Source organism: Solibacillus sp. FSL H8-0523, from assembly GCF_038051985.1.
GTDB lineage: Bacteria > Bacillota > Bacilli > Bacillales_A > Planococcaceae > Solibacillus.
In genome coordinates, this window is record NZ_CP150291.1 from 2,767,243 (window position 1) to 2,790,766 (window position 23,524).

Annotated in this window: 26 protein-coding genes; 6 read left to right on the forward strand and 20 right to left on the reverse strand. The window is 39.9% G+C overall.

Translation table 11 applies throughout. From position 1 onward, the window contains the following. Positions 1 to 7: 7 nt before the first annotated feature. From pstB to NSQ62_RS13785, 6 genes are all read right to left on the reverse strand, one after another. The gene (gene pstB / locus NSQ62_RS13760; RefSeq protein ID WP_341320703.1) at positions 8 to 823 is read right to left on the reverse strand and encodes a phosphate ABC transporter ATP-binding protein PstB; all 816 of its coding nucleotides are present in this window, start codon (positions 821 to 823) and stop codon (positions 8 to 10) included. A gap of 11 nt (positions 824 to 834) precedes the next feature. Continuing rightward, entirely contained in the window at positions 835 to 1,713 is an 879-nt protein-coding gene (pstA, locus tag NSQ62_RS13765) for a phosphate ABC transporter permease PstA (RefSeq protein WP_341320704.1), read from the reverse strand. A 1-nt stretch (position 1,714) separates the two neighbouring features. Then, a complete protein-coding gene (gene pstC / locus NSQ62_RS13770) occupies positions 1,715 to 2,659 on the reverse strand; it encodes a phosphate ABC transporter permease subunit PstC (protein ID WP_341320705.1) in 945 nt (314 codons plus the stop codon). A gap of 166 nt (positions 2,660 to 2,825) precedes the next feature. Beyond that, entirely contained in the window at positions 2,826 to 3,788 is a 963-nt protein-coding gene (locus tag NSQ62_RS13775) for a PstS family phosphate ABC transporter substrate-binding protein (protein WP_341320706.1), read from the reverse strand. A gap of 205 nt (positions 3,789 to 3,993) precedes the next feature. Then, positions 3,994 to 4,407 (reverse strand): response regulator, encoded by a 414-nt coding sequence (locus NSQ62_RS13780; protein WP_341320707.1) that lies wholly within the window; start codon positions 4,405 to 4,407, stop codon positions 3,994 to 3,996. Between the two features lie 53 nt (positions 4,408 to 4,460). Further along, a complete protein-coding gene (locus NSQ62_RS13785; RefSeq protein WP_341320708.1) occupies positions 4,461 to 6,674 on the reverse strand; it encodes a penicillin-binding protein 2 in 2,214 nt (737 codons plus the stop codon). Between the two features lie 185 nt (positions 6,675 to 6,859). On the opposite strand from NSQ62_RS13785, the gene crcB reads away from it, so the two are divergent. Then, a complete protein-coding gene (gene crcB / locus NSQ62_RS13790; RefSeq protein WP_341320709.1) occupies positions 6,860 to 7,225 on the forward strand; it encodes a fluoride efflux transporter CrcB in 366 nt (121 codons plus the stop codon). Then, entirely contained in the window at positions 7,225 to 7,563 is a 339-nt protein-coding gene (locus NSQ62_RS13795; protein ID WP_341320710.1) for a CrcB family protein, read from the forward strand. Before crcB ends, NSQ62_RS13795 begins: the two co-directional genes overlap by 1 nt. A gap of 38 nt (positions 7,564 to 7,601) precedes the next feature. On the opposite strand, the gene NSQ62_RS13800 is transcribed toward NSQ62_RS13795, so the two are convergent. The 4 genes from NSQ62_RS13800 to NSQ62_RS13815 all read right to left on the reverse strand — a co-directional run bounded on the left by NSQ62_RS13800 (position 7,602) and on the right by NSQ62_RS13815 (position 10,141). Then, the gene (locus tag NSQ62_RS13800) at positions 7,602 to 8,045 is read right to left on the reverse strand and encodes a universal stress protein (protein ID WP_341320711.1); all 444 of its coding nucleotides are present in this window, start codon (positions 8,043 to 8,045) and stop codon (positions 7,602 to 7,604) included. Between the two features lie 152 nt (positions 8,046 to 8,197). Beyond that, complete coding sequence (locus tag NSQ62_RS13805; RefSeq protein WP_341320712.1) at positions 8,198 to 8,635, reverse strand: DUF1801 domain-containing protein; 438 nt, start codon at positions 8,633 to 8,635, stop codon at positions 8,198 to 8,200. A gap of 164 nt (positions 8,636 to 8,799) precedes the next feature. Next, a complete protein-coding gene (locus NSQ62_RS13810; protein WP_341320713.1) occupies positions 8,800 to 9,405 on the reverse strand; it encodes a superoxide dismutase in 606 nt (201 codons plus the stop codon). A 256-nt stretch (positions 9,406 to 9,661) separates the two neighbouring features. Next, positions 9,662 to 10,141, reverse strand: coding sequence for a DUF456 domain-containing protein (locus NSQ62_RS13815; protein ID WP_341320714.1), 480 nt, complete (start codon positions 10,139 to 10,141; stop codon positions 9,662 to 9,664). 134 nt (positions 10,142 to 10,275) lie between these two features. Between NSQ62_RS13815 and NSQ62_RS13820 the strand changes: the two genes are divergently transcribed. The 4 genes from NSQ62_RS13820 to NSQ62_RS13835 all read left to right on the forward strand — a co-directional run bounded on the left by NSQ62_RS13820 (position 10,276) and on the right by NSQ62_RS13835 (position 13,008). Beyond that, positions 10,276 to 10,785, forward strand: coding sequence for a DUF1189 family protein (locus NSQ62_RS13820; RefSeq protein WP_341320715.1), 510 nt, complete (start codon positions 10,276 to 10,278; stop codon positions 10,783 to 10,785). 59 nt (positions 10,786 to 10,844) lie between these two features. Next, positions 10,845 to 11,177: a hypothetical protein gene (locus NSQ62_RS13825; protein WP_341320716.1), complete on the forward strand. Its 333-nt coding sequence runs from the start codon at positions 10,845 to 10,847 to the stop codon at positions 11,175 to 11,177. 130 nt (positions 11,178 to 11,307) lie between these two features. Then, on the forward strand, positions 11,308 to 12,417 hold the full coding sequence (gene ispG / locus NSQ62_RS13830; protein ID WP_341320717.1) for a flavodoxin-dependent (E)-4-hydroxy-3-methylbut-2-enyl-diphosphate synthase: 1,110 nt from the start codon (positions 11,308 to 11,310) through the stop codon (positions 12,415 to 12,417). A gap of 15 nt (positions 12,418 to 12,432) precedes the next feature. Continuing rightward, on the forward strand, positions 12,433 to 13,008 hold the full coding sequence (locus NSQ62_RS13835) for a hypothetical protein (protein ID WP_341320718.1): 576 nt from the start codon (positions 12,433 to 12,435) through the stop codon (positions 13,006 to 13,008). A gap of 87 nt (positions 13,009 to 13,095) precedes the next feature. Here the strand turns inward: NSQ62_RS13835 and NSQ62_RS13840 are convergent, their stop codons facing one another. The 10 genes from NSQ62_RS13840 to NSQ62_RS13885 form a co-directional block, all read right to left on the reverse strand. Continuing rightward, positions 13,096 to 13,911: an SH3 domain-containing C40 family peptidase gene (locus tag NSQ62_RS13840; RefSeq protein ID WP_341320719.1), complete on the reverse strand. Its 816-nt coding sequence runs from the start codon at positions 13,909 to 13,911 to the stop codon at positions 13,096 to 13,098. Between the two features lie 5 nt (positions 13,912 to 13,916). Beyond that, positions 13,917 to 14,684 carry a serine hydrolase gene (locus NSQ62_RS13845; RefSeq protein WP_341323941.1) on the reverse strand — a complete coding sequence of 256 codons (768 nt, stop codon included), beginning with the start codon at positions 14,682 to 14,684 and terminating at the stop codon, positions 13,917 to 13,919. A gap of 5 nt (positions 14,685 to 14,689) precedes the next feature. Next, positions 14,690 to 15,628: an LD-carboxypeptidase gene (locus NSQ62_RS13850; RefSeq protein ID WP_341320720.1), complete on the reverse strand. Its 939-nt coding sequence runs from the start codon at positions 15,626 to 15,628 to the stop codon at positions 14,690 to 14,692. Next, on the reverse strand, positions 15,625 to 16,578 hold the full coding sequence (locus tag NSQ62_RS13855; protein WP_341320721.1) for an oligopeptide/dipeptide ABC transporter ATP-binding protein: 954 nt from the start codon (positions 16,576 to 16,578) through the stop codon (positions 15,625 to 15,627). The genes NSQ62_RS13850 and NSQ62_RS13855 overlap by 4 nt, the downstream gene beginning before the upstream one ends. Continuing rightward, positions 16,571 to 17,617 (reverse strand): ABC transporter ATP-binding protein, encoded by a 1,047-nt coding sequence (locus NSQ62_RS13860; RefSeq protein WP_341320722.1) that lies wholly within the window; start codon positions 17,615 to 17,617, stop codon positions 16,571 to 16,573. Before NSQ62_RS13860 ends, NSQ62_RS13855 begins: the two co-directional genes overlap by 8 nt. A gap of 15 nt (positions 17,618 to 17,632) precedes the next feature. Then, positions 17,633 to 18,607, reverse strand: coding sequence for an ABC transporter permease (locus NSQ62_RS13865; RefSeq protein WP_341320723.1), 975 nt, complete (start codon positions 18,605 to 18,607; stop codon positions 17,633 to 17,635). After that, positions 18,607 to 19,551, reverse strand: a complete 945-nt coding sequence (locus NSQ62_RS13870) for an ABC transporter permease (protein WP_341320724.1) — start codon at positions 19,549 to 19,551, stop codon at positions 18,607 to 18,609. Before NSQ62_RS13870 ends, NSQ62_RS13865 begins: the two co-directional genes overlap by 1 nt. Before the next feature lie 93 nt (positions 19,552 to 19,644). Beyond that, a complete protein-coding gene (locus NSQ62_RS13875) occupies positions 19,645 to 21,474 on the reverse strand; it encodes a peptide ABC transporter substrate-binding protein (protein WP_341320725.1) in 1,830 nt (609 codons plus the stop codon). A 43-nt stretch (positions 21,475 to 21,517) separates the two neighbouring features. Next, positions 21,518 to 22,585: a dipeptide epimerase gene (locus NSQ62_RS13880; RefSeq protein WP_341320726.1), complete on the reverse strand. Its 1,068-nt coding sequence runs from the start codon at positions 22,583 to 22,585 to the stop codon at positions 21,518 to 21,520. Between the two features lie 12 nt (positions 22,586 to 22,597). After that, entirely contained in the window at positions 22,598 to 23,392 is a 795-nt protein-coding gene (locus tag NSQ62_RS13885; protein WP_341320727.1) for a M55 family metallopeptidase, read from the reverse strand. Positions 23,393 to 23,524: the final 132 nt, after the last annotated feature.

A 23,524-nucleotide genomic window follows, 5' to 3' on the forward strand; every position in this document is an offset into this window, starting at 1 on the left:
GCCCTCCTTATCCAAATCTTCCTGAAATATAGTCTTCCGTACGCTGATCTGTTGGGTTTGAGAAAATCACGTCGGTTTTGTCATACTCAATGACTTCGCCGTTTAAGAAAAAGGCTGTTTGATCACTGATACGCGCTGCTTGTTGCATATTATGCGTAACAATAACAATTGAGTATTGTTCTTTTAATTCCTGCACAAGCTCTTCCACCTTTAACGTTGAAATTGGGTCAAGCGCACTCGTCGGCTCATCCATTAAAATCACATCCGGTTCAATCGCTAGGCAGCGTGCGATACAAATACGCTGTTGTTGGCCGCCTGATAAACCGTACGCATTTTGGTTTAAACGATCCTTTACCTCATCCCAAATTGCGGCACCGCGTAGTGATTTTTCTACGATTTCATCTAAGGTTTTCTTATTTTTAATGCCATGAATACGTGGTCCATACGCGATGTTATCGTAAATTGATTTTGGGAATGGATTTGGCTTTTGGAACACCATCCCTACCTTTGTACGTAGCTCCTCTACTTCATAGCCTGAGCTGAATATATTGCGTCCACGGTAGTTGATTTCACCTGTTGTTTTCACGATTGGTACAAGCTCTACCATCCGATTTAACGCCTTAATATACGTGGATTTCCCACATCCTGAAGGACCGATAATGGCTGTAACCTCATTTTCCTTCATGTCTAAATTAATGTCCTTTAACGCATGGTGCTCACCGTACCATAAGTTAAAGTTACTAGATCCCATCACAATGGCTTTCTTTTCAGGGGTAATGATTTGAGGTTTCTTCTCAATTGTCTTCGATAAAACTTGGACCATGTTGTTCACTCCTAGTATCGTTTTTGGAACTTATTACGAATGAAGATCGCAATCGAGTTCATCGTCAGTAGCACAATCATCAGCACCATAATGCCGGCCGATGCGACCAATTGGAATTCTTCTTGCGGACGTTTTGCCCAGTCAAAAATTTGCATTGGCAATGCGGTAAATGTATCTAAATAGCCTGTCGGTAAGAATTGTAAAATTACCGGAATTCCGATTACTACTAGCGGGGCTGTTTCCCCAATGGCACGTGAGAGCGCTAAAATACTACCTGTTAGAATCCCGGGAATTGCTGCTGGTAATACGACACGTACAATCGTTTGCCACTTTGTTGCGCCCATCCCAAACGAGGCTTCTCGTTGTTCCTTTGGTACCGCACGAATCGCTTCTTGTGAGGCCACAATAATCACCGGCAAAATAAGTAAACTCATCGTCAATCCCGCTGCTAAAATACTTTTATCAAAGCCAAATAATCTAACAAAGATCGTTAACCCAAGTAAACCAAAGACAATGGATGGCACCCCTGCTAAATTCGAGATATTCATGCGAATAAAGTCATTGAGCTTGTTTTGCTTGGCGTATTCTTCTAAGTAAATGGCCGTGCTCACACCTAAAATAATCGAAACCGGTGCAACCACACTCATGAGCCATAGTGAACCAATCAACGCTGCTTTAATCCCTGCATTTGCTGGAATACGTGATGCAAAGTTCGTTAAAAATTGCCAGTCAAAGTGACCGACACCTTGCGATAAGATTCGACCGATAAGCATCGTTAGTGAAATAAGGGCAAAGCTTGTTGCTAAAATGAATATGGTTTTCCATATCTTATTAGCAGAAAGTCGTTTCGTCATTCGTTTCATGACGATATCTTCTTGCATATAGCGCATATTAATACTCCTCTCGGAAGCGTTTTGAAATATAAGTTGCCAGTAAATTCATCAGTAATGTAAAGATAAATAATGTAAAGCCGACTGCGTAAATTGAGTAGTAAATCGTCGTCCCGTAGCCTGCGTCACCCGTTGTGACTTGTACAATATAGGCCGTCATTGTTTGAATGGAGTCGGTGAAACCAAAATCAAATTTCGGCGTTGAACCACCTGCCAGTGATACGATCATCGTTTCACCAATGGCACGAGACACACCAAGTACAACAGATGCTACAATTCCTGATAATGCTGCTGGTAACACAACTTTCACTGCCACTTCAAACTTTGTTGCTCCTAAGCCAAGAGCCCCCTCGCGAATCGAACTTGGTACTGAACTCATCGCATCTTCTGACATTGACGTAATCATCGGTAAAATCATAACCCCGACAACAATCCCCGGACTAATCGCATTGAAAATTTTTAAATTTGGAATAAGTACTTGTAAAATTGGCGTTATGAATGATAATGCGAAAAACCCATAAACAATTGTTGGCACCCCTGCAAGCACCTCTAAAATCGGCTTTACGATTTTACGAATACGCTCCGAGGCATATTCACTTAAGTAAATCGCCGCCCCTAAACCAAACGGCACCGCAACTAAAATCGCAATTGCTGTCACCTTTAATGTTCCAATAATTAATGGCAAGATTCCATAAAGAGGCTCTTTCCCTGAGAACGGCAGCCATTCTGTCCCAAATAAGTAGTCTGTAATCGATACACGTGAGAAAAATTCAATCGTTTCAAAAATAAGTGTAAAGACAATACCGAATGTAGTTAATACGGAAATTGTCGCTGCTAAAAATAGCAATACGGGAACACATTTTTCAAGCAGCTTTTTCCCTTTTCGTTTACGTGCGGTCTCGATCAATTGCTGAACACTTGGTCGCTCCTGTTGTTTGAGCGTCATGAGGAAAACCCCTTCCAAAAAATTTTAGAAAAACACATTTCTCACCAAATAGCGTGAAACGATGTCGCATCTTTGTGGATTTCCTTAAAAGGATTATCCTTTTTTATCCACTAAAAAATCGTGTATGGTGCGAGGCCCACACACGATTTCATTATTGTCTTTACGACTACTTCAAGCCTTCTAACTGCTTTAAACTTGCCTCATATTTATCAGCTGGTAAGCTAACATAGCCTACAACCTCTGCCATTTCACCCGCGTTTGCTAATGTGAACTTAATGAAATCATACGTTGCTTCACTGTCTTTCACCGCGCTATTTTTCACATAAATGAATAGTGGACGTGATAATGGTGAATAGTCACCTGATTCAATCGTGTCATTTGTTGGCTCGACACCATTTACCGTTACCACTTGTAATTTATCTTTATTTTCTAAGTAATACGCATAACCGAAGTAGCCTATTGCGTTTACATCACCTGTAACCCCTTGAACAAGCACGTTATCATCTTCAGAAAGCATTGCATCCTTTACAATGTCTTCCCCATCTAAAATGACCTCATCAAAGTAGTCATACGTACCTGAATCTGAGCCTGGTGAGTAGAATACGATTTCTTCAGCTGGCCAAGATGCGTCGATATCCGACCATTTTTTCTTTGTACCGTCTTCAATCCAAATTTTTTGTAATTGCTCAACTGTTAAATCTTTCGCCCATGTATTGTCTGGGTGAACGACTACCGATAAGCCGTCATAGGCTAATTCAAACTCTGTGTATTCGATGCCTGCTGCTTTTAATTTTTCTACTTCTGTATCTTTAATTGGACGTGATGCATTTGAGAAATCTGTTTCACCATTGATGAATTTTTCAAAGCCGCCACCTGTACCCGATACACCAACTGCAACACGTACATCCTTTTGCACTGCTGCGTATTCTTCAACTAATGCTTCTGTAATTGGGGCCACTGTTGATGAACCATCTCCTACTACATTGCCTGTTAATTCAGCGCTCCCTGATTCAGCTTGCTCTGTGTTATTTTCTGCTGATGTTAATGTTTCTTCTCCGTCACCACACGCCGCTAAAAATAATGCCGAACCTAGAATAGCTGTTGATGTTAAGTACTTCCACTTTTTCATTTGATTTGCCTCCGCTTGTTAAAAGAATTGTTTTTTCTTACAATTCAAACTATAAAGTGAATTTGTTGAGTTACTATATTTATAGCGTTAAGTGAACGTTAAGCATTGTAAATAAAAAAGACAATTTGCAAATTTCTTTAGCAAATTGTCTTAATTTGATAGTTATTAGATATTTATTGTAAATTTTGTAATAGCATATTCTCTATTACTGTATCTTTTTCACTTCTTTAATATCGATCAGCTTTACTTCATGCTCTGTTGTTGTCGAGGGTGCTTTTTTTGTTTTAATCGTATGTACGTGTAACAGAATCGTTTTTGCGTCACGCGCTTTTGCGTAGCCTTCAAATGTTGCATTATAGAACACGGTACCATCTCGTAGAGTAACCGTAGCTTTTTTAGCATCAACGAAATCTCGTAAAAACGGATACGCTTTAACATTACGTTCACGTTCTGCACGTACGAGGCGTGGTTCTAATATGTAGAGTAGACCTTGGAAGGTTACTACATAAAAGATAGACAGTAAAATAATTAACCAAGCCGGTGTTTTCATCACTGCTAAAATAATCGCATTACTCAATGCACCTAAAATGACGACTGTATGCATTACTTTTTTTCGCATAGTTATTCTCCTTTAAAAAACTCCTGTAGCACATGTACTACAGGAGTTACATTTTATTCGTTTACGGTTTGTACGGCTTCGTCCTCAGATAATTTTTCATCTGAATCTTTAATAATTGGTTTTTCAACCTTGCTAGCCGAAATGCCTTCTTCTACATATTTGTTTTTTAATTCAAAATAGGCATCTAAATATTCTCTCGCTGTTAAATTGGCATGTGGTAAGTAGTTACTATCACTAAAATTCGTCGTTGCCCACGGATAAATAATCGCATAGGCAATTTCCGGATTTTCAAACGGCGCATAACCTACATTTACAATATTAATTGTATCTGTCCCATACTTCTCTTTTTGCGGTCCATAATAGACTACCTGGGCTGTACCGGTTTTACCTGCTGCTGTATATTTTGCCGTTTCAAATTGTCTACGAGAAGAGCCATTTGAGCCAAAGAAAACTCGTCGTAAGCCTTCTTGAACTTGTTTAATTTCAGCTTCACTGTTTTCAATACGATTTAAAATAGTAGGTGTTACTTCATCTACTATTTGCCCTAAATTTTCACCATCTGGAGAAGGTTTTCTAATTTCTTTTAGCATGCGTGGTTGAATTCGATAGCCGCCATTTGAAATTGTCGAGATGTACTGTGCTAATTGCATTGTTGTGTAAGTATCGAACTGTCCAATTGCTAAGTTTAGTAATTTTACATCTGTATCAGGATCGGCTTGATAACCGACTGTTTCACCCGGTAAATCAATTCCTGTTGGCACACCTAATCCAAATTGTGCGTATTCATTTCGCATTGTTTGTAGTGTTCCATTATCTAAACTAAAACGAGAACCTGCTGAATACGAACGTCCACCGACGCCCATTGCAATCTTAAACATATACACGTTTGAAGAACGCTCAAGAGCCGTTAAATCGTCTAACATCACACTGCCACCCTTATTAAATAAAGAGTTTAATGTAATATTCCCGATACGCATCGGAGCATCAAGCATGACTGTACCTGGCTTAATGACATCTTCGTTATAGCCCATTAATACAGTTGCCGCTTTTATAGAAGAACCTGCTTCATATGCGGTTGTAAAAGTACCATAAGAATAATCAACTATATAAGGCTTGCCTGTCTCTTCATCTTTTTCGATTTTCTTACCCACTACTGAAAGAAGTTCGCCCGTTTGTGGATTCATAGCAACCATAAACGCCCGATCTAATAAATCAGAACCGCCTCTCGATTTTAACTCTAGTAAATGACGCTCTACGATTTCTTCTGCTTTCTTTTGTAATTCACTATCAATCGTCGTTAATAAATCTTTACCAGGTTCTCCATCAAAAGTAGTCACCGTTTCGACAACTTGCCCTTTTTTATTTGTTAAGTTTTTAACGACTGATTTTTCACCTTGTAAGATTTCTTCGTATTGGGCTTCGAAATACGATTCCCCGACACGGTCATTTCGTGAGTAATCACGCGCTAAATAGTGATTTAACTGTGATTTCGGAACACCTTTACTCGGTACCGTTGTACGACCTAAAATCGCTAATGGTGACAAACGAACACGCTTCCAGTCCGTTGTTGTATTGACACCTGGTAATTCTGATAATTGCTCAGAAACACGGGCAAACTCATCTGCTGTTACATCTTCACCTTTAATAATTTGTGGTGATAAATTATAACCAGTCATCATTTCTCGGTAAATTGCTAATACTTCTAAATCGAAGTCAGATAACTGCGCTAACTCCTGTTCTGTAATTCGTTCACGGATACGACGATCATATTCTTGGTTCACTTCTTTTGTTTCGATTTCCTCGAACTGATTGCGGTACTTCGTCATTTCCTCTTGCGTCACTTTTGCTTTTGCATCTTCTGGATTACGTAATATCCAGAAATCTAGCTTATCACGCAGCGTGACTTTCTTTGTGGGCTGGTCAATTAAACGGGCCAGCTTTTCAGCAATTTCAAGCATTTCTGCTGATTTTGTCGTTTGCATTTTCGTGTAGGTAATCGCATTTTCAGGTTGATTATCTACTAGCACACGCCCGTAGCGATCAAAAATCCGACCACGTGGTACACTTGTGTTAACACGAACCTCTTCTGTACGTTCTAATGCTCGTACATAGTCCTCACCCTTAACAATTTGTAAATATCCTAAACGGAAAATTAATGCAGAAAATAGGACAAATATTGAAAAGAAAAGGACGTTCATCCGAAATGTTAAGCTCGCACGTTGCTGTGCCTTTGGATTCGGCTTACGATTTTGCGGTATTTTACGCAAAATAAGCACCCCTTTCTTACTTATGTAGTGGTTAGTTGATACATAATCATAGCTTTTAGTATAACACCGGAAACGACTTGAAAAAAGAGAAGAGTTCGTAAATCGTCACCTTTTAGACGGGTCAAAACAAGAAAAGTTTCCATTTTGTTTGAACTTGAGTGAAAATAACGAGAGAGGTGATCTTGTTGAATAGTTTGGTCGTCGGAATTGGTGGCGCGCTTGGTGCAATGACGCGCTACTTTCTTAGTGAGTTTTTCCCTTCAAGCAATGGCTTTCCTTATTTAACTATGCTGATTAATTGGAGTGGGAGCTTGTTTTTTGCACTTTTATTTTTGAAGTTACCTACAAAGCGAGCTTGGCTTAAACTCGGGGCTACAACTGGCTTTTTAGGGGGCTTTACGACCTTTTCTACATTTAGTATCGAAACGATTCAATTATTCGAACGACAACAATATGGGCAAGCCATTTTGTATAGTAGTGCTAGTCTAATTGGCTCGGTTCTGTGCTGTTATTTTGCTTATCACTTTGTTAAAAAGGTGGTGACCCATTAATGATTGGCGTTGCAATTGGTGGATTTTTCGGTGCCATTTTACGCTTTCAATTCAGTCAGTGGATCCATACAAAATGGAAAAGGGAAAAATTTATTGCGACCTTGTTCGTCAATAGCATCGGCTCGCTCTTACTCGGATTATTTTTGGGGAATTCTTATGGGAGTTTTACAACACAGCTCATTGCGGTAGGCTTTTTAGGTGCCTTTACGACCTTCTCTACTTTTTCGTTTGAGGTTGTTCAATTATTCGAACAGCGCCGCGTAAACACTGCGCTCATTTATGCAGGTAGTTCAGCTGCAATCAGTATCATTTTTGCATTTGTTGGCTACACGTTTTAAAAAGGAAGTGCCGTTAGAAACGAGCACTTCCTTCAATTTTATAAATTTCGTACTACTAAGACATCGCATTTTGCGATACGCACAATTGCTTCAGAAACCGACCCCATTAGAAAACGCTCGACCTCCCCCTTACCGGTTACACCACAAACAATTAAATCAATTTGCTTTGCCTGTGGAAGATCTCGCGCGATAATTTGACGTGGGGCACCATATTCTATGAACGTTTCTACGTTTTCAACACCCGCATCCTTTGCCATCGACCTATGCGAATTCAGCATTTCTGTCGCAAGACCACTTGCTTTATCTGCCATGTTTAAATTATACGATTCATAAAATGCGAACGACCGTGTATCAATGACATGTACTACATAGAGTGTTGAATTCACATTATTTATGGCTACTTGAATAGCTCGCTTAAACGCTAGCATCGATTCGTTTGAGCCATCCACTGCCACCAAAATATTTTGATACGTCATACTCATGAAAATGCCCCCTTTTCTTATTATTATGTATAAATACCCTTGTTCATTTCAACATAAAACGTTTATAAAAAAACAGCTTTGTAGACATATGCCAAAGCTGCTTGAAGGTTAGAATGTAGTAATCTGCATAAGCATTTGATAAAAAATGAAGCTTAGCGTTGAATTTGATTTTCATAAAGCTGTATCCACTGCTTTGGTGTCATCTTTTGGCAAAGCTGCCCGATTAAATCATAAGGAATGTGCTTGGTGGATGTCCAACGAATACAACTTTTCCCCATATTTAATTTCGTTGGTACAGCTTTTGCATACGCTTGTTGAAACCACGTTAAAAGCTCTGGATCACTGTAAATACCCATATGGTACAAAGCTAAATGCCGTTTTTGGGCTGCAATCGCCATAAAAGGTAGCGGTGTGTTTGGCGTCACATGATAGCCTTTAGAATAGGTTGCTAGCGGTATGCTATACGCAAGCATATTGCGGTCTAATGATTTTTCAAAGCCTTCTGGCAAATTTTCTTCAATGGTTACCATCAATTTTACAAAAGCCTCATGCCACTTCTCATCAATTTGTGCAATAAATTCGTCAAACATACATTTAACCCCCTTTTCTAGAAATCTTAGCAAAACCATTGCTTTATGAAAAGAAAAAAACGCATGAGAACAAGTTGTCCCATGCGTTTTTGCTAGTAACTATTTTGCACCTGTCGCTTCGCTTTCGGGTGCAGAAATAATTAACTCTTATACGGAAAATTTAATTATTTAGCAGCGTTGAATTTAGCTTCAACAACATCCCAGTTCACTACATTCCAGAAGTTACCAATGTACTCTGGACGACGGTTTTGGCATTTTAAGTAGTAAGCATGCTCCCAAACGTCTAAGCCTAAAACTGGAGTTTTACCTTCCATTACTGGAGAGTCTTGGTTTGGAGTTGAAGTTACAGCAACGCCGTCACCATCAACGATTAACCAAGCCCAGCCTGAACCGAAACGAGTCGTTGCAGCTTTAGCGAACTCTTCTTTGAAAGCGTCAAAAGAACCGAATTTAGCTTCGATTGCAGCTTTAACGTTTCCTACTGGTGTGTTAGAACCGCCTGGAGCGATTACTTCCCAGAATAATGTGTGGTTAGCATGACCGCCACCGTTGTTACGTACAGCGCCTTGCTTGTCAGCTGGTAATGCGTCTAAGTTAGCGATTAATTCGTTAATGTCTTTGTCAGCGAATTCAGTACCTTCTAAAGCTGCGTTTACGTTAGCCACGTAAGTAGCGTGGTGTTTAGAGTGGTGGATTTCCATTGTTGTTGCATCGATGTGTGGCTCTAAAGCATCGTATGCGTAAGTTAATTCTGGTAATTTGAATGACATAATTTATTCCTCCCTGGAACAATAAGTTTAATGTTGATTACAGTACTAGGTTATCAAAAACTGAGCTGGCATTCAATGAAAAAATGAACATTTCAGCCTTTTGACGGAAAAAGTATTTTTACTTATCCTTCACCCGATAGTAATCATTTCCATACTCAGTGTAAGCTACTGGGTACTTACTTTTCAACTGATAGGCTCGCATAAATTATACCTTGATATAATTGCGTCAAGATTCGGCTTTGCGTATTCAAAGAAGTTAAATGGCAAAAAAGAAAATCGCAATCATTATTGCTTGAATAATACCTTTTGTTGCGACCGATGTTAAAAAGCCGATAACAGAACCAACACCAACTTTTACTGCTTTGTTAAAATCCGTGCGGTCCACGATTAATTCACCAATAATCGCCCCTAAAAAAGGACCAGCAATAATCCCGGCAAATGGAATTACAAACGGGCCAACTAGCAACCCAATCGTTGAGCCCCACATTCCTGCTTTTGAGCCACCAAATTTTTTCACACCGACTAAATTCGCCACCGTATCGGCTGCAAACAATAGTGCCACAAATAAGATTTCAATTACCCAGAACCACCACGGTAATTCACTAAAACCGTAAAATAAGCCATATACAATAAACCCACCAAGTAAAAACACTACTGACGGAATAATCGGATACACTAATCCAACAAATGCGATGATAAACAACACAATGATCAAACCCCATGCCACAATATCCATGTTGCCACTTCCTTATCTAAAAGATTTCACTAACTATACGAAATTGACTACAAAAAGATTCAAAATTCCGCTTCAAGAGTTTAATTGGAGAAATTTTCATGTTACACTATTTTTGCAGGAGGAGTCCTATACATATGAAAAATATTACACACATGCAGCTATTTATCGATAGCTTAATCAGCCCTAAAAAATTAGGTGCATATCGCATTCTTTCAATCGGAAAGGTGATGCAATATGCCTTTTTAATGATTGCCTTACTTACAGCCTTTTCATTCGGCCAATTTGTTACTAGTGGTACCGATGCCATTTTTGGCTATTCTGAAATTGAAACGTATGCCAATGACATTTCGTGGATTGTGTATCCAATTGGCGTTGTGTTTTTATTCGTTTTAAATACAAGTATTTACTTTATTAAAGTGAGCCTTTACGCGCTTGCTGGCCTGTTTTTCGTAGGACCGATGAAGCGCCGCGGGGAATATCGTCAGGTGTGGCGTACTTCTGTATTTGCTTGTACATGGGCTACCATTTTAACAATGCTTGGTCATCTAATCCCGATTTCTTCAACAATTCTCACAATGATTAGTATTTTTATTACGATGCTCTTTATTATTCTTGCGTTAACAAAATACCCATTAGCCAAATAATAAAACCACGCCCTCTCGCATATGATTACGTTAAACAATCATATCGTGGAGGGATTTTTTTGCGCTTTTTGATTACATCGATCATCGTACTCGTACTCATCTTTGTCATAAAGGTTGATTTACAGGAAGGGACCATCCCTATGGCTTCCTTTTATAAAACAGAAGTGCCTTGTGTAGAGCAAGAATTACAATATGTCGCCGTTCAAGTACAACCCGATGATACAATCTATAGTTTATTCGCCGCAACGCCCTCTCCTATTAAAACAACTTTTCCTGAACGACTCTCACAATTTTATGAGCTTAATCCACATTTGCAATTACAAACACTGATTCCTGGAAATACGGTCCTCATCCCACTCCTAACAAACACGACAAATTTATGCCCAAAATGATTTCCTAGCGTTTCTTCCTTGTTCTTCTAATCAGACACTGATAAAATAAGGAACAATGACGGCTTACATATCGTTATATCTTGTGAGAGATAAAACTACATTAATCAGCCCGAGAAGGAGAGAATTTTTCATGAGTGAAATCGTTCACCGCACAAAAACGCGTCCAGTACGTGTCGGTAATTTAACAATTGGTGGCAATAACGAAGTCGTAATCCAAAGTATGTGTACGACAAAAACACATGATGTCGAAGCAACTGTTGCAGAAATTTTACGTTTAGAAGAAGCAGGTTGCCAAATCGTGCGTGTTGCCGTTCCTGATGAGCGCGCAGCATTAGCTATTCCAGAAATTAAAAAACAAATTAACATTCCATTAGTAGCAGATATTCACTTTGACTACAAATTAGCACTTAAAGCCATCGAGGGCGGGATCGATAAAGTTCGTATTAACCCAGGTAACATTGGGCGCCGTGAAAAAGTAGAGGCAGTTGTCAATGCAGCAAAAGCAAAAGGGATTCCGATTCGTATCGGGGTAAACGCTGGTTCGTTAGAGCGTCACATCCTTGAGAAATACGGCTACCCGACTGCAGACGGAATGGTTGAATCTGCCTTACATCACATTAAAATTTTAGAAGACCTAGACTTCCACGATATTATCGTATCGATGAAAGCATCAGATGTTAACTTAGCAATCGAAGCATATGAAAAAGCGGCAAAAGCTTTTGATTATCCATTACACTTAGGAATCACAGAATCAGGTACATTATTCGCTGGTACAGTTAAATCAGCTGCAGGTCTTGGTGCGATCCTTTCTAAGGGAATTGGGAACACATTACGTATCTCACTTTCTGCTGACCCAGTAGAGGAAATCAAAGTAGCGCGTGAACTACTAAAATCATTCGGCTTAGCATCAAACATGGCAACATTAATTTCTTGCCCTACATGTGGCCGTATTGAAATTGACTTAATTTCAATCGCAAACGAAGTAGAAGAATACATTTCTAAATTAAGTGTGCCGTTAAAAGTAGCCGTTCTTGGCTGTGCGGTAAATGGTCCTGGTGAAGCACGTGAAGCGGATATCGGTATCGCCGGTGCACGTGGTGAAGGTCTGTTATTTATGAAGGGTAAAACCGTTCGTAAAGTACCAGAAGAAACAATGGTGGAAGAACTGAAAAAAGAAATCGATAAATTAGCTGCAGAAATGGCTGAAAAACGTGATGCGGAAGCAAGCGCTAACGCATAAAAAGGAGCACTGGAAATGACAAACTTAAAGCATCGATTCGGCATTGATATCGACGGAACGGTTACATGTCCTGCGACATTAATTCCACATATTAATAAGCAGTACAATATTAATATGAAGCTAGATGATGTCACAGAATATGATTTTTTAAGTGGCTTTCCATACCCAATAGATCGTAACGAATTCCAAGCTTGGTTTAAAGAAAACGAGCCGCGCATGTATGAGGTAAGCGAGCTTGCCGCTGATGCTAAGAAGATATTAACCGATTGGCAACAGCAGTACGAGCTATTTTACATTTCAGCACGCGGGGAAAATGTGTTTGATATTACAAAAAATTGGTTCGACACCTATCAAGTGCCGTATGACCATATCGAATGTATTGGAAGCCATAAAAAAATTGAAATTGCGAAAAAACATCAAGTGGAAGCCTTTTTCGAGGACAAGCATGATAACGCGGTGGAAATTGCAGAGGAACTAAACATTCCGGTTGTCTTATTTGATACACCGTACAACCGATTAGCTGTACCAAACAATGTGATTCGTGTAGCCAACTGGCAACAGGCCAATGAATGGATTCGTAAAAACTTCTAATAAGAACAGTGCTAAAGCGCGCTTTAGCCTAGACACTATTAAAGGGTGTGTTAAAAGCTTTTGCTTTCGACACACCCTTTTTTCGATTTATCCAAACAAACTACCATAGCCAGTAATTGTCGTCGCTAAGTCTTCGCGGTAGTGATCGTCTAACGGATTCAAACTATTAATAGTTACTTCATTACCACCTAATGACGAATGAATGTATTGCTCATCACCAATATACATTGCCACATGCCCCGGGAAGAAAATTAAATCGCCACGCTTCAGCTTTTCGCGCGTAATTTCCTTTAATGGAAAGCCCTCGAGTATTTTTGCATCACGATAAATATAGGAACCATTTAACATATAAGCCATCGAGCAAAGCCCTGAGCAATCAATACCAGCTGGTGTTTTTCCTCCCCAACGATATGGCGTACCTAAATAGTGAAATGCACTTTGTACAACTTGCTCACGAAATAGCTCTTCATTTGCTGTATAAACTTTAATTCTCTGTTGTACCCAGTCTGTTCGCACATAGCCAAGCTGCCCTGTCACAAGCTGCACCTTCGTCCATGTTGGCTCGAGCCCTACTTCCTCCACAACATGAATAAAGGCCCCACGCGTTAAGGTGATGAGTTTATCGCTTTGAATTTTTGGACACGTTAATACATCGGCAAAGCTTTGCCTAATAACATGGTTTGCATTATTCATCCAAAGCGCTAGAATATCACTACCGATTTCTAAATCAGCCTTTAGCATATAGCCCTCATAACGATAAAAGGTACGAATCTTCACCCACGTTTCATCGAGTTCCTCTAGCACCTCAACTGGCATACCGTACAAAGCTTCATCGACAAGCTCTGACTTTAGATCTGTTGTTTCATATAAATTAGCAATCATCACTTTCACAATTGCGTTCATTTCCTTCACCTCACTCTACTTTTTTCTTCATATACGATTTTCGAAATTTGACCGATCAAACTCTTCGCCTTCTCGTTATCTGTCACCCCTGTTAGGAACACACCGATAAAATAAGCACCATTTTTATGAAACACAATGCCACAATCATGATCAACTGTATCAAGGCCACCTGTTTTATGTGCAACTTTCACATCATCCACAAGATAGCGTCTCAGTGATTCATGGCTACGCTGTCGACATAAAATATCAAAGGCTATTGCCGTCCATGCTTCATCTAACAGCTGCCCTTCATAGAGGGCTTGAAATAATCGTTTCATATCATTTGCGGTCGTTTCGTTATCAAAGCCTTGCTGCTGACGTTCAAAATCCATCATCTTACGCTGAAGCTTTGTATGCTGCATCCCTATTTCGGCAAAGTACGTATTGAAAGCATCCATTCCTAAAAAATCAATGCAGGCATTCGTTGCGCTATTATCGCTTGTAATCGTCATCCACAGTAGGAGCTCATGAAGCGTTGCCTGTTTTTGCTGTTGCTCCGTTAACACACTAAATTCTACTAAGTTTTCATCGGCAATCGTTAGCACCTGCCGCAAATTACCATTCGTCGTCTGCAAGCGCTTTAAAATCGCAAGTAAAATCGGCACTTTTATAACGCTCGCACTACTAAATACATCATCCGCTAACTGTTCAAACGTTTCATTCGTATGATAGTGTTGCACCGCGACATGGACTTTAAACGGGATTGTATTAAGAAGCGCTTGTAATGGTTTCATCACGCTCACCCAACCACTTCAATTGTTTGCTTAGTTGCATCAAGTTTCACCGTTTTTCCAAGTGGTAGCGATAAGGTCGGCAACATATGACCGCACGTCACATCCCCTAACACAGGAATCCCAAGTGGTGCTAAAATTTCATCAAATACTTCCGCTAATGTTAAATTATTTTCAGGATGATTGCGATCCAGTAGGCCACAATCCGTCCATGCGCCAAGAATCATTCCCGCGCATTGATCAAGCTTTCCAGCTAGCTTTAGTTGCGTCAGCATACGGTCCACACGCTGTACATTTTCATCAATATCTTCTAAAAATAATATTTTCCCCGCTACATCGATTTCATACGGTGTACCAAGTGACGCCGCAACTAATGTTAAATTACCACCCGTTAGCTGACCGGTTGCACTACCTGGTGTAATCGTCGTCCTCATTTCGCCTAATTTATTTTCCAGGAAATAACCATTCCATTCTGTGTTTGTGACACTAGTAATAAAATAATCCCACGTGTAGTCATCCATTTCAGGCTTGATAAACTCTGTTGCTGGCATCGGCGTATGGTACGTGACAAAGTTGCAGTGCTGGTTCAATACAATATGCAGTGCGGTCACATCACTATAACCGGTAAATACTTTCGGGTTGTTTTTGATCATTTCTAAGTCGAGCATGGGTAAAATACGTGTCGCACCGTACCCTCCGCGAATACAAAAGATACCGTCAATGTCTGGATTGGCAAACATTTCGTTTACTTCTTTTGCGCGCAGTTCATCACTGCCTGCTAAGTAGCCATGACGGGTGCGGCACGTTTCACCGACAACGACATGAAAACCAAGCTTTTCTACCGCTTCAATCGCGGGTTGTAAGCGTTCCGGCGCTGTTGCACCAGAAGCACTAATTAACGCAACGGTATCACCTTTTTTCAATGCTTTCGGAATTACTAAACTCATGCATTCGCCTCCTGACGTTCGACTAGCTTCCGGTACTGTGCTTGCTCTTCTTTGTTCGCTAAAACGAAATGGCCTGGTTCGATTTCAACAAACTCCGGCGCATCCACGTCGTATTGATGTACGGTAGGATCGTAGACGTGTAGCTTTTTTTGGCGCTCTTTAATCGGATTCGGCTCAGGCACTGCCGCAAGTAAAGCCTGTGTATAGGGATGCAGTGGATTATTAAACAGCTTTTCTGTCTCACCAAGCTCGACAATGCGCCCTTTATAAATAACCGCTGTGCGGTCTGTAATAAAACGCACAATCGATAAATCATGTGCAATAAACAAATACGTTAAATGACGCTCTTGCTGCAAGTTCGCTAATAAGTTCAACACCTGTGCACGAATAGATACATCTAATGCTGAAATCGGCTCATCGGCAACTACAAACTCCGGTTCCATGACAAGCGCGCGTGCAATGCCAATTCGTTGACGTTGACCACCTGAGAACTCATGCGGGAAACGTGATGCGAATTCTGGCAGTAAGCCGACTTCGAGTAGCGCTTTTTTTACCTTGTCAATCCGCTCTTGGTCATTGGCGTACTTTTTATTATTAATGAGGCCCTCTGAAATAATATAATCAACCTTCGCACGTTCATTTAATGACGCGCCTGGATCTTGAAAAATCATTTGAATCTTTTGCGTAATTTCTTTATCCCATGCATTCGTAATACGGCCATTGATTTTTTGACCATGGAATAGGATTTCACCGTTTGTCACCGGATTAATGCGCATAATCGCACGGCCAATCGTCGTTTTCCCTGAGCCGGATTCCCCTACTAGACCAAATGTTTCGCCTTTATAAATATCAAAACTTACATCATCAACCGCTTTAAATTCCTTTTTCCCACTGCCAAAAATAATATCGATATTTTTTACTTCAATTAATTTTTCACGTTCATTACTCATGCATATACCGTCTCCCTTCCTCGAAAAATGCCTGTAACACTTCTGGAGGCTCGACTTTCGGTGCCTTTGGATCGAGTAACCACGTGCGTGCAAAATGTGTATCTGTCACTTGGAAAAACGGTGGACGCTCAACAAAATCAATTTTCAAAGCATATTGATTACGTGGAGCAAATGCATCACCTTTAATTTCTTTAAATAGGTTCGGAGGTGTTCCTTTAATGGAATACAACTCATGCCCCTTTACACCAAGCTGTGGTAAGGAAGATATTAACGCCCATGTATACGGATGTTTTGCCCCAAAGAAGATTTCATTTGTTTGCCCGACTTCGATAATATCCCCTGCATACATAACTGCAACGCGGTCCGCTACTTTCGCAACTACCCCTAAATCATGCGTAATGTAAATGGTCGTTAATAAATATTTTTCTTGTAGTGTCGTTAATAGCTGTAAAATTTGTGCTTGAATCGTTACGTCAAGAGCAGTCGTTGGTTCATCACAAATTAATACTTGCGGGTTACAGGCAACTGCAATCGCAATCACAATCCTTTGACGCATGCCTCCTGAAAATTCATGTGGAAATTGCTTATAGCGACGCTCCACATCATGAATGCCTACATCGCGCAGTAGCTGTAAAGTTGTTTCATACGCATCCTTGCCCTTTAAGCCTTGGTGCAGTACAACACTTTCTTCAATTTGCTTCCCTACTGTTTTTAATGGATTTAATGAAGTCATCGGATCTTGTGTAACCATGGCCACTTTTTTACCCCGGATTTTTAACCAATCGGCTTCCGTTTTAAACTGCGTTAAATCATGGCCATCATAAACAATCTTCCCTGAATCAATGTAGCCGTTTTTATCAAGTAAACCCATAATCGATTTCACTAAAACGGACTTCCCAGAACCCGATTCTCCAACAATCGCTAGGCTTTCTCCTTTATATAAATCGAGTGAAATATCACGAATGGCCGTTAATGTTTGACCGCGCAATTTAAATTTAATGACTAAATTTTCAATCGATAGAATCTTTTCTCGTTCCATATAACGCCATCCTTTCTACACGTGGTTTTTCGGATCTGCTGCATCAGCAAACGCGTTTCCGATAATATAAAAGGCAATTGTAATAACACTTAACACGATACTCGGGAAAATTAATTGATAGCGTAGGTCTGGTGACATCATCAAGACACGCCCTTCGTTAATTAAGTTTCCAAGTGATGGCTCACTTACCGGCAATCCTAGCCCAATATACGTTAAAAATACTTCTGCACCAATAGCAGCAGGTACCGCTAAGCTCATACGCAACATAATTACTGAAATTAAATAAGGTAATAAGTTTTTCAAAATAATTTTATAACCAGGTGTTCCTAATGTTTTCGACGCTAAATTGTACTCACGATCTCGTAAAATAACAATTTGATTTCGCAAGAACCGTGCCATCTCTACCCACCCGGTAATACACATCGCGATAATAATCGTCGAAATGCCTGGACGTAAAATATAGGCCATTAAAATTAACACAATCGTCGTTGGAATATTATCAACAATGTTATAGAGCTGTGTAATCGGTAATTCTAATTTGCGTGAGTAGCCCCATAATGCACCAACCGTAAAGCCAATTATTACTTCAATAATCGCTACACTAAATCCAATGAATAACGAGGTACGCGTCCCTTGCCATATACGTGACCACAAATCTTGTCCGATGGAGTTCGTCCCGAAAAGGTACTCCTCATTCGGTGTAACATTTCGGTCTTGCATACCTGTTTCGGGATTGATATAAATTTGTGTCGCTGATTTTTGATCTGGTAGATAAGGTTGAATAAATGTAAACACAATCAGTATGATAACAAATACTAATAAAATGACAGCAATTTTATTTTTTGAGAAAGAGCGGAACGTCGAACGCCAATACGAGTAATTTGAATAGGCTGTTTCTTCTGCTTTTGCATCGTCAACGCCAGCAAATTCAAATAGTTGCTCATTCGATTTATCTGAAATATTTTGAATTTCTTTTGAAAATAAACCCATTAGCGTACACTGTCTCCTTTCCCTAGCTTAATTCGAGGGTCGACAATCGCCATGAGTAAGTCCCCTAAAATTAGCCCTATAATTCCTAACGAAGAAAATACAAGAACAAGACCTTGTACCACGTTATTGTCCTGACGTTGAATGGCATCTACTAATAAACCACCCATACCTGGAATCGAGAATAACGATTCAATATAAATGGAGCCTGTAATTGTAAATAAAATCGTAGCTGGTAAGTACTGTGCCATTGGAATGAACGCATTACGCATCACATGACGGAACATGATCGTGCGCTCCGTTACACCTTTTGCACGTGCTAGCTTAATATAATCTTTATTTAACTCATCCACCATGTAACGACGCATCCACATGGCATACGAAGCAATCGGACCGAGCGCCATACAAATAAGTGGTAAAATAAAGCTTTTCGGATTGTATTCATCAAATAGCATTGGCAATCCAATCCAGCTTGAAATATACATTTGAATCATTAAGAAATAGACCATCGCAGGAACAGCTACGATAATAACGATATATCCTGTACCTAAACGATCTAGCCAGCGCCCTTTAAACTGCGCCATTAAAATACCGAGTGGCACACCGACTAAAAGAGATAGGACAACTGCACCTAATCCAAATAAAATCGAATAAATCATTTTATCTGCAATAATATCTACTACCGGTACATCTGTACGATATGTAATCGATTCGCCTAAATCACCTTGGAATAAGTTCACGTAAAAATTTTTCAATTGTACAAGCAATGGATCACGTAAACCTAGGTTTGTTAAATACACTTCTTGTTGCTCTGTAGACATTTTTTCAGCCGCTGCCCCTAAATAGCCTTCATCCGGCATTAAGCGAAGCAGTGAGAACACAATCGTAATAATAATAAATAACGTTAAAATCGATTGCGCCATACGTTTAGCAAGATACTTTAACACACGATTCCCTCCCCACCCTTTAAAATACGAAAGGAGATGCAGAAATAATTCCTGTCATCTCCTGACTTACTACAATAAAAGCGCCTATAAAAATTACTTTGAAGCGTTCGCTAAAGCTTCCGCACGTTCTTTTTCCCATGCTTCTTTAGCTGATTCATACTCTTCATTGCTCATTGGCTTTTCTAGGATAGACTGACCTTTAAATTTCTCTGATGTAACACCAAATGGTGAATATTGTGATTCAAATGGATTTAATTTTGAAGCAACATAACCGCCTCCGCCTACAGCGTAAGGAATAACGAATGCTTCTTCAATTAGAAATGCTTCTGCTTTTGCAAATAGTTCATAGCGTTTTGCTGGCTCAACTTCTACTTTCGCCGCTTCTACTAATTTGTCGTACTCTGCATTGTAGCCTTCAGCTAATTCAGGCTTGTTGTAAGTACCACCTACAGTGAATGGATCTGTGTACGTTGATGGGTCAGCAAAGTCTGGACCCCAGTTTGCTTCGATCATTGAGAATTTACCTGGACGACGAACTTCACCTAAGAAACCTGTCGCTGGACCTGCATATAATTCTACATCGATATAGTCTTTTCCTAATAAGTTTTCAAGCTGTTGTTCTACTACTTGAGAACGGTTTGCCCATTCTGGTGAACCTGAATTGTACGGTAATACCACTTTTACTGGGAAGGTTACTTTACCTTCTAAAGCTTTCATTGCTGCTTCTTTATGTTGAGCAGCTAACTCTTTATTAAATGAATCATTTTCCGAGATTGCTTTAAGCGGTGCTAATAATGTGTAATCGACACCTGCTACATCAACGAAGTTTTTTGGTGTAATGGTATTCGAAATTAAGTTTTCTGGGTTATATGGTTCCATTGTTAACATCGCTGAAATACGATCTAATCCATGGAATAATGATTTACGGAAATCTTTATTATTTACAGCTACTTTCCAATTCTCCGGTGCAAATTCAGCATCAAATTGTGGATCAAAGTTTAATGCGTAGAAGTATGTGTAGAAGTTATTTGTATTTTGACGTACTACGTCTTTTTTATCTTCTGCTTTTAACCATTCATCTAGAATTGAGGTTGGAATACTTGCACCATCAATTTCACCACGTAAGAATAGCTCAGGGGCAACAGTAGCTGCCTCTTTGTTGTACTTGTAGCGAATACGATCAATTTTTACATTGTCTTTATCCCAGTACGTTTTATTTTTTACAAGTACACGCTCATTTTGTGGCTCGAATTTATCCAAGATGTATGAACCGTTGTATAAGAAGTTCTCACGCGTTGTACCAAATGCTTCCCCTGTTTCCGCTAAAAACGCACCGTTTACAGGGAAGAAACATACATAGTTCAGCATCGATAAGAAGTACGGTGTAGAACCTTCTAATGTGTATTCTAATGTGTAATCATCCAGTGCTTTCACACCAACTTGCTGAAAATCTGTTACTTCACCGTTATAGAAGGCATCACCGTTTTTTACTACCGTGGCAATCCAAGCTGTTGACGATTCATTTTTTGCATCAAGTACGTAGTTTAAACCGTCTACGAAATCTTGTGCGACAACATCAGCTACTTCTTTACCTTCGTGGTCAACCCATTTTGCGCCTTCACGAATTTTGAATGTCCATACCGATGCATCATCGTTATGTTCCCATTCAGTTGCTAAACCTGGTTTTACAATGCCGTACTCATCGTACTCGATTAGTCCGTCTACTAAATTTGCAGCTACTGCAAATTCATTTGTTTCTGAAGTTTTTAAGTAATTTAACGTTTTAATTTCACCCGAATACACAGTACGGTACTCTTGTGGCTTGCCTGAATCACCAGCTGTGCCTGAATCTGCAGAATCATCACTACATGCCGCTAAAACTAGTGCAAACATACATGCCAAAACTAATAAATACTTTTTCATACGCTATTCCCCCACCCTTTTTACTTTTTTCTGATCTAACTACCTATATTAAAAACCCTAAGCCCGCGCGCTCAACCATTTGAATACATTCGCCTTCAAAAATTGGCCCACCTTCTATCGGATCTTTAACACAAAGACTCGGCCCATCTAAATCGACCATTGTGACAATTTGGTTAGCTGCGGCAAAATGTGCGGCTGCGCTAACACTAATTTTTGTTTCTAACATACAGCCAATCATACACTGCACACCATTTGCCTGTGCGATGTTTGCGATTTGCTGTGCCTTAGAAATCCCTCCTGTTTTCATTAATTTAATATTAATTAAATCCGCAGCACCCTTTTCGATTACTTCGATGGCTTGCTTCGGAGAAAACACACTTTCATCTGCTAAAATTGGCGTTTGTGTACGCTGCGTCACATATTGCATACCTACAAGATCACTATAGTGAACAGGCTGCTCTATTAACTCAATCTGAACGCCTTTATCCTCTAGTTGTCCAATAATGGAAACAGCCTGCTTCGGTGTCCACCCCTGATTGGCATCAACACGTAACACAACATCAGGGCCGACTGCTTCGCGTATATTTACAACACGCTCTACGTCACCTATTGGATCTTTGCCGACCTTTACTTTCAATATCGAAAAGCCACGTTTTACTGCAGCTAAACTATCATTTACCATTTCTACGCTATCATTCACACTGATCGTAATATCTGTCTTAAGGGTATTACGATAGCCACCTAGTAATTGATACAGTGGCGCTTGATATTTTTTTGCCCATAAATCATATAGTGCCATTTCTACCGCAGCCTTGGCGCTAGTATTTTGATAAAGGCAACGATCGACACGTTCACACAAAACGGCTATTTCTGCGATATCGATTCCTTTAATGACGGGTGCAATGACCTCTTCAATTGCATATTTTAGTGAACCAAGTGTTTCTCCCGTAATAACATGCGTCGGGGCTGCTTCACCAATACCTATTTGACCATCATCCGTGGTGAGAATGACCATTACATTTTGAATACTATGTACGGTACGTAATGCGGTTTTAAATGGTGTAATAAGTGGCGCTTCTACTAAACTAACTTTCACATCTGTAATTTTCATATTGTCCCCTACTTACGTTAAGAATTGTAAAAGGCGTAGCACTTCGAAATAATCTTCCGTTTCAAATTCCACTGTATTATGTGCTTTAAATGTCGCACCTGGGTAGAAGGAATTGCGGTATGCCTTAATATGATCTTTATAAATTAGCTCTACTTTAAAATGCTTTGGTAATTCAAGTAACAACTGTTCGCGTTCCACTGTCATCGCCTGTTCAACTAATTTCTTCGTTTCCTTTAAGGTCTTTTGTGGGCTCACATTAATCGTTGCATGTCCGATGCCTTCTTTTGTTGCAAACGTGACGATGTTTTTATTAAAGCGCGCGATATGCTCGGTTAATGCTTGATCGCCACTGACAAAGGCGACTGGTACTTGATGAAGCGCCGCAGCATATGCGTTAATTATAAATTCACTTGCATATTCACCATTAATTTTGATATCTGCCATTAAGCTTAATGTGTGCGCAAGTGGATTTTTTTCGCTGCCCCCTTCACTGTGGTAGCCTATGAAAATTGCGCGGTCAAAGCTTTCATCAAGCCCGGCAACCATACACATCGGCTCCTGTGTCCACCCTCGAATAATTTTCACGTTTTCTGGTAGTTGTTCTATTAATATGTTTCGCGCGGAATCATGCGCATCTTTCAACAAAATTTCTGTAGCCCCACCAAGAGTGGCACCTTCAATTGCAGCGAGCACTTCCTTTGTCATTTGTTGTTGGAATTGGTCATAATCCGGGGTGTTTAGCTCCGTTTCACTCCAAACGGTTGTCCCTGTAATGCCTTCGATATCTGCGCTAATATATACTTTCATAATCGATACTCCTTTAGCTCATGCTGCTCTATTTTTATTGGTTCTATTCTAATAGTTCACTATATTCAAGTAGTACTGGTTGTTCACCTGCCAAAGCTCATATTTGATTCGGCATAATTATTTTTCTAGAAT

What these genes read in the sequence shown, in the direction of transcription:
- NSQ62_RS13855 (WP_341320721.1), bottom strand. Translation starts at nt 16,578, where the DNA reads ATGAGTAATGAACGTGAAAAATTAATTGAAGTAAAAAATATCGATATT.
- NSQ62_RS13875 (WP_341320725.1), bottom strand. Translation starts at nt 21,474, where the DNA reads ATGAAAAAGTATTTATTAGTTTTGGCATGTATGTTTGCACTAGTTTTA.
- NSQ62_RS13845 (WP_341323941.1), bottom strand. Translation starts at nt 14,684, where the DNA reads ATGAAACCATTACAAGCGCTTCTTAATACAATCCCGTTTAAAGTCCAT.
- NSQ62_RS13780 (WP_341320707.1), bottom strand. Translation starts at nt 4,407, where the DNA reads ATGCGAAAAAAAGTAATGCATACAGTCGTCATTTTAGGTGCATTGAGT.
- NSQ62_RS13795 (WP_341320710.1), top strand. Translation starts at nt 7,225, where the DNA reads ATGATTGGCGTTGCAATTGGTGGATTTTTCGGTGCCATTTTACGCTTT.
- NSQ62_RS13820 (WP_341320715.1), top strand. Translation starts at nt 10,276, where the DNA reads ATGAAAAATATTACACACATGCAGCTATTTATCGATAGCTTAATCAGC.
- NSQ62_RS13885 (WP_341320727.1), bottom strand. Translation starts at nt 23,392, where the DNA reads ATGAAAGTATATATTAGCGCAGATATCGAAGGCATTACAGGGACAACC.
- NSQ62_RS13835 (WP_341320718.1), top strand. Translation starts at nt 12,433, where the DNA reads ATGACAAACTTAAAGCATCGATTCGGCATTGATATCGACGGAACGGTT.
- NSQ62_RS13775 (WP_341320706.1), bottom strand. Translation starts at nt 3,788, where the DNA reads ATGAAAAAGTGGAAGTACTTAACATCAACAGCTATTCTAGGTTCGGCA.
- pstC (WP_341320705.1), bottom strand. Translation starts at nt 2,659, where the DNA reads ATGACGCTCAAACAACAGGAGCGACCAAGTGTTCAGCAATTGATCGAG.
- NSQ62_RS13800 (WP_341320711.1), bottom strand. Translation starts at nt 8,045, where the DNA reads ATGAGTATGACGTATCAAAATATTTTGGTGGCAGTGGATGGCTCAAAC.
- NSQ62_RS13810 (WP_341320713.1), bottom strand. Translation starts at nt 9,405, where the DNA reads ATGTCATTCAAATTACCAGAATTAACTTACGCATACGATGCTTTAGAG.
- NSQ62_RS13865 (WP_341320723.1), bottom strand. Translation starts at nt 18,607, where the DNA reads ATGGGTTTATTTTCAAAAGAAATTCAAAATATTTCAGATAAATCGAAT.
- NSQ62_RS13840 (WP_341320719.1), bottom strand. Translation starts at nt 13,911, where the DNA reads ATGAACGCAATTGTGAAAGTGATGATTGCTAATTTATATGAAACAACA.
- NSQ62_RS13860 (WP_341320722.1), bottom strand. Translation starts at nt 17,617, where the DNA reads ATGGAACGAGAAAAGATTCTATCGATTGAAAATTTAGTCATTAAATTT.
- NSQ62_RS13815 (WP_341320714.1), bottom strand. Translation starts at nt 10,141, where the DNA reads ATGGATATTGTGGCATGGGGTTTGATCATTGTGTTGTTTATCATCGCA.
- NSQ62_RS13850 (WP_341320720.1), bottom strand. Translation starts at nt 15,628, where the DNA reads ATGAGTTTAGTAATTCCGAAAGCATTGAAAAAAGGTGATACCGTTGCG.
- ispG (WP_341320717.1), top strand. Translation starts at nt 11,308, where the DNA reads ATGAGTGAAATCGTTCACCGCACAAAAACGCGTCCAGTACGTGTCGGT.
- NSQ62_RS13805 (WP_341320712.1), bottom strand. Translation starts at nt 8,635, where the DNA reads ATGTTTGACGAATTTATTGCACAAATTGATGAGAAGTGGCATGAGGCT.
- pstA (WP_341320704.1), bottom strand. Translation starts at nt 1,713, where the DNA reads ATGCGCTATATGCAAGAAGATATCGTCATGAAACGAATGACGAAACGA.
- NSQ62_RS13880 (WP_341320726.1), bottom strand. Translation starts at nt 22,585, where the DNA reads ATGAAAATTACAGATGTGAAAGTTAGTTTAGTAGAAGCGCCACTTATT.
- pstB (WP_341320703.1), bottom strand. Translation starts at nt 823, where the DNA reads ATGGTCCAAGTTTTATCGAAGACAATTGAGAAGAAACCTCAAATCATT.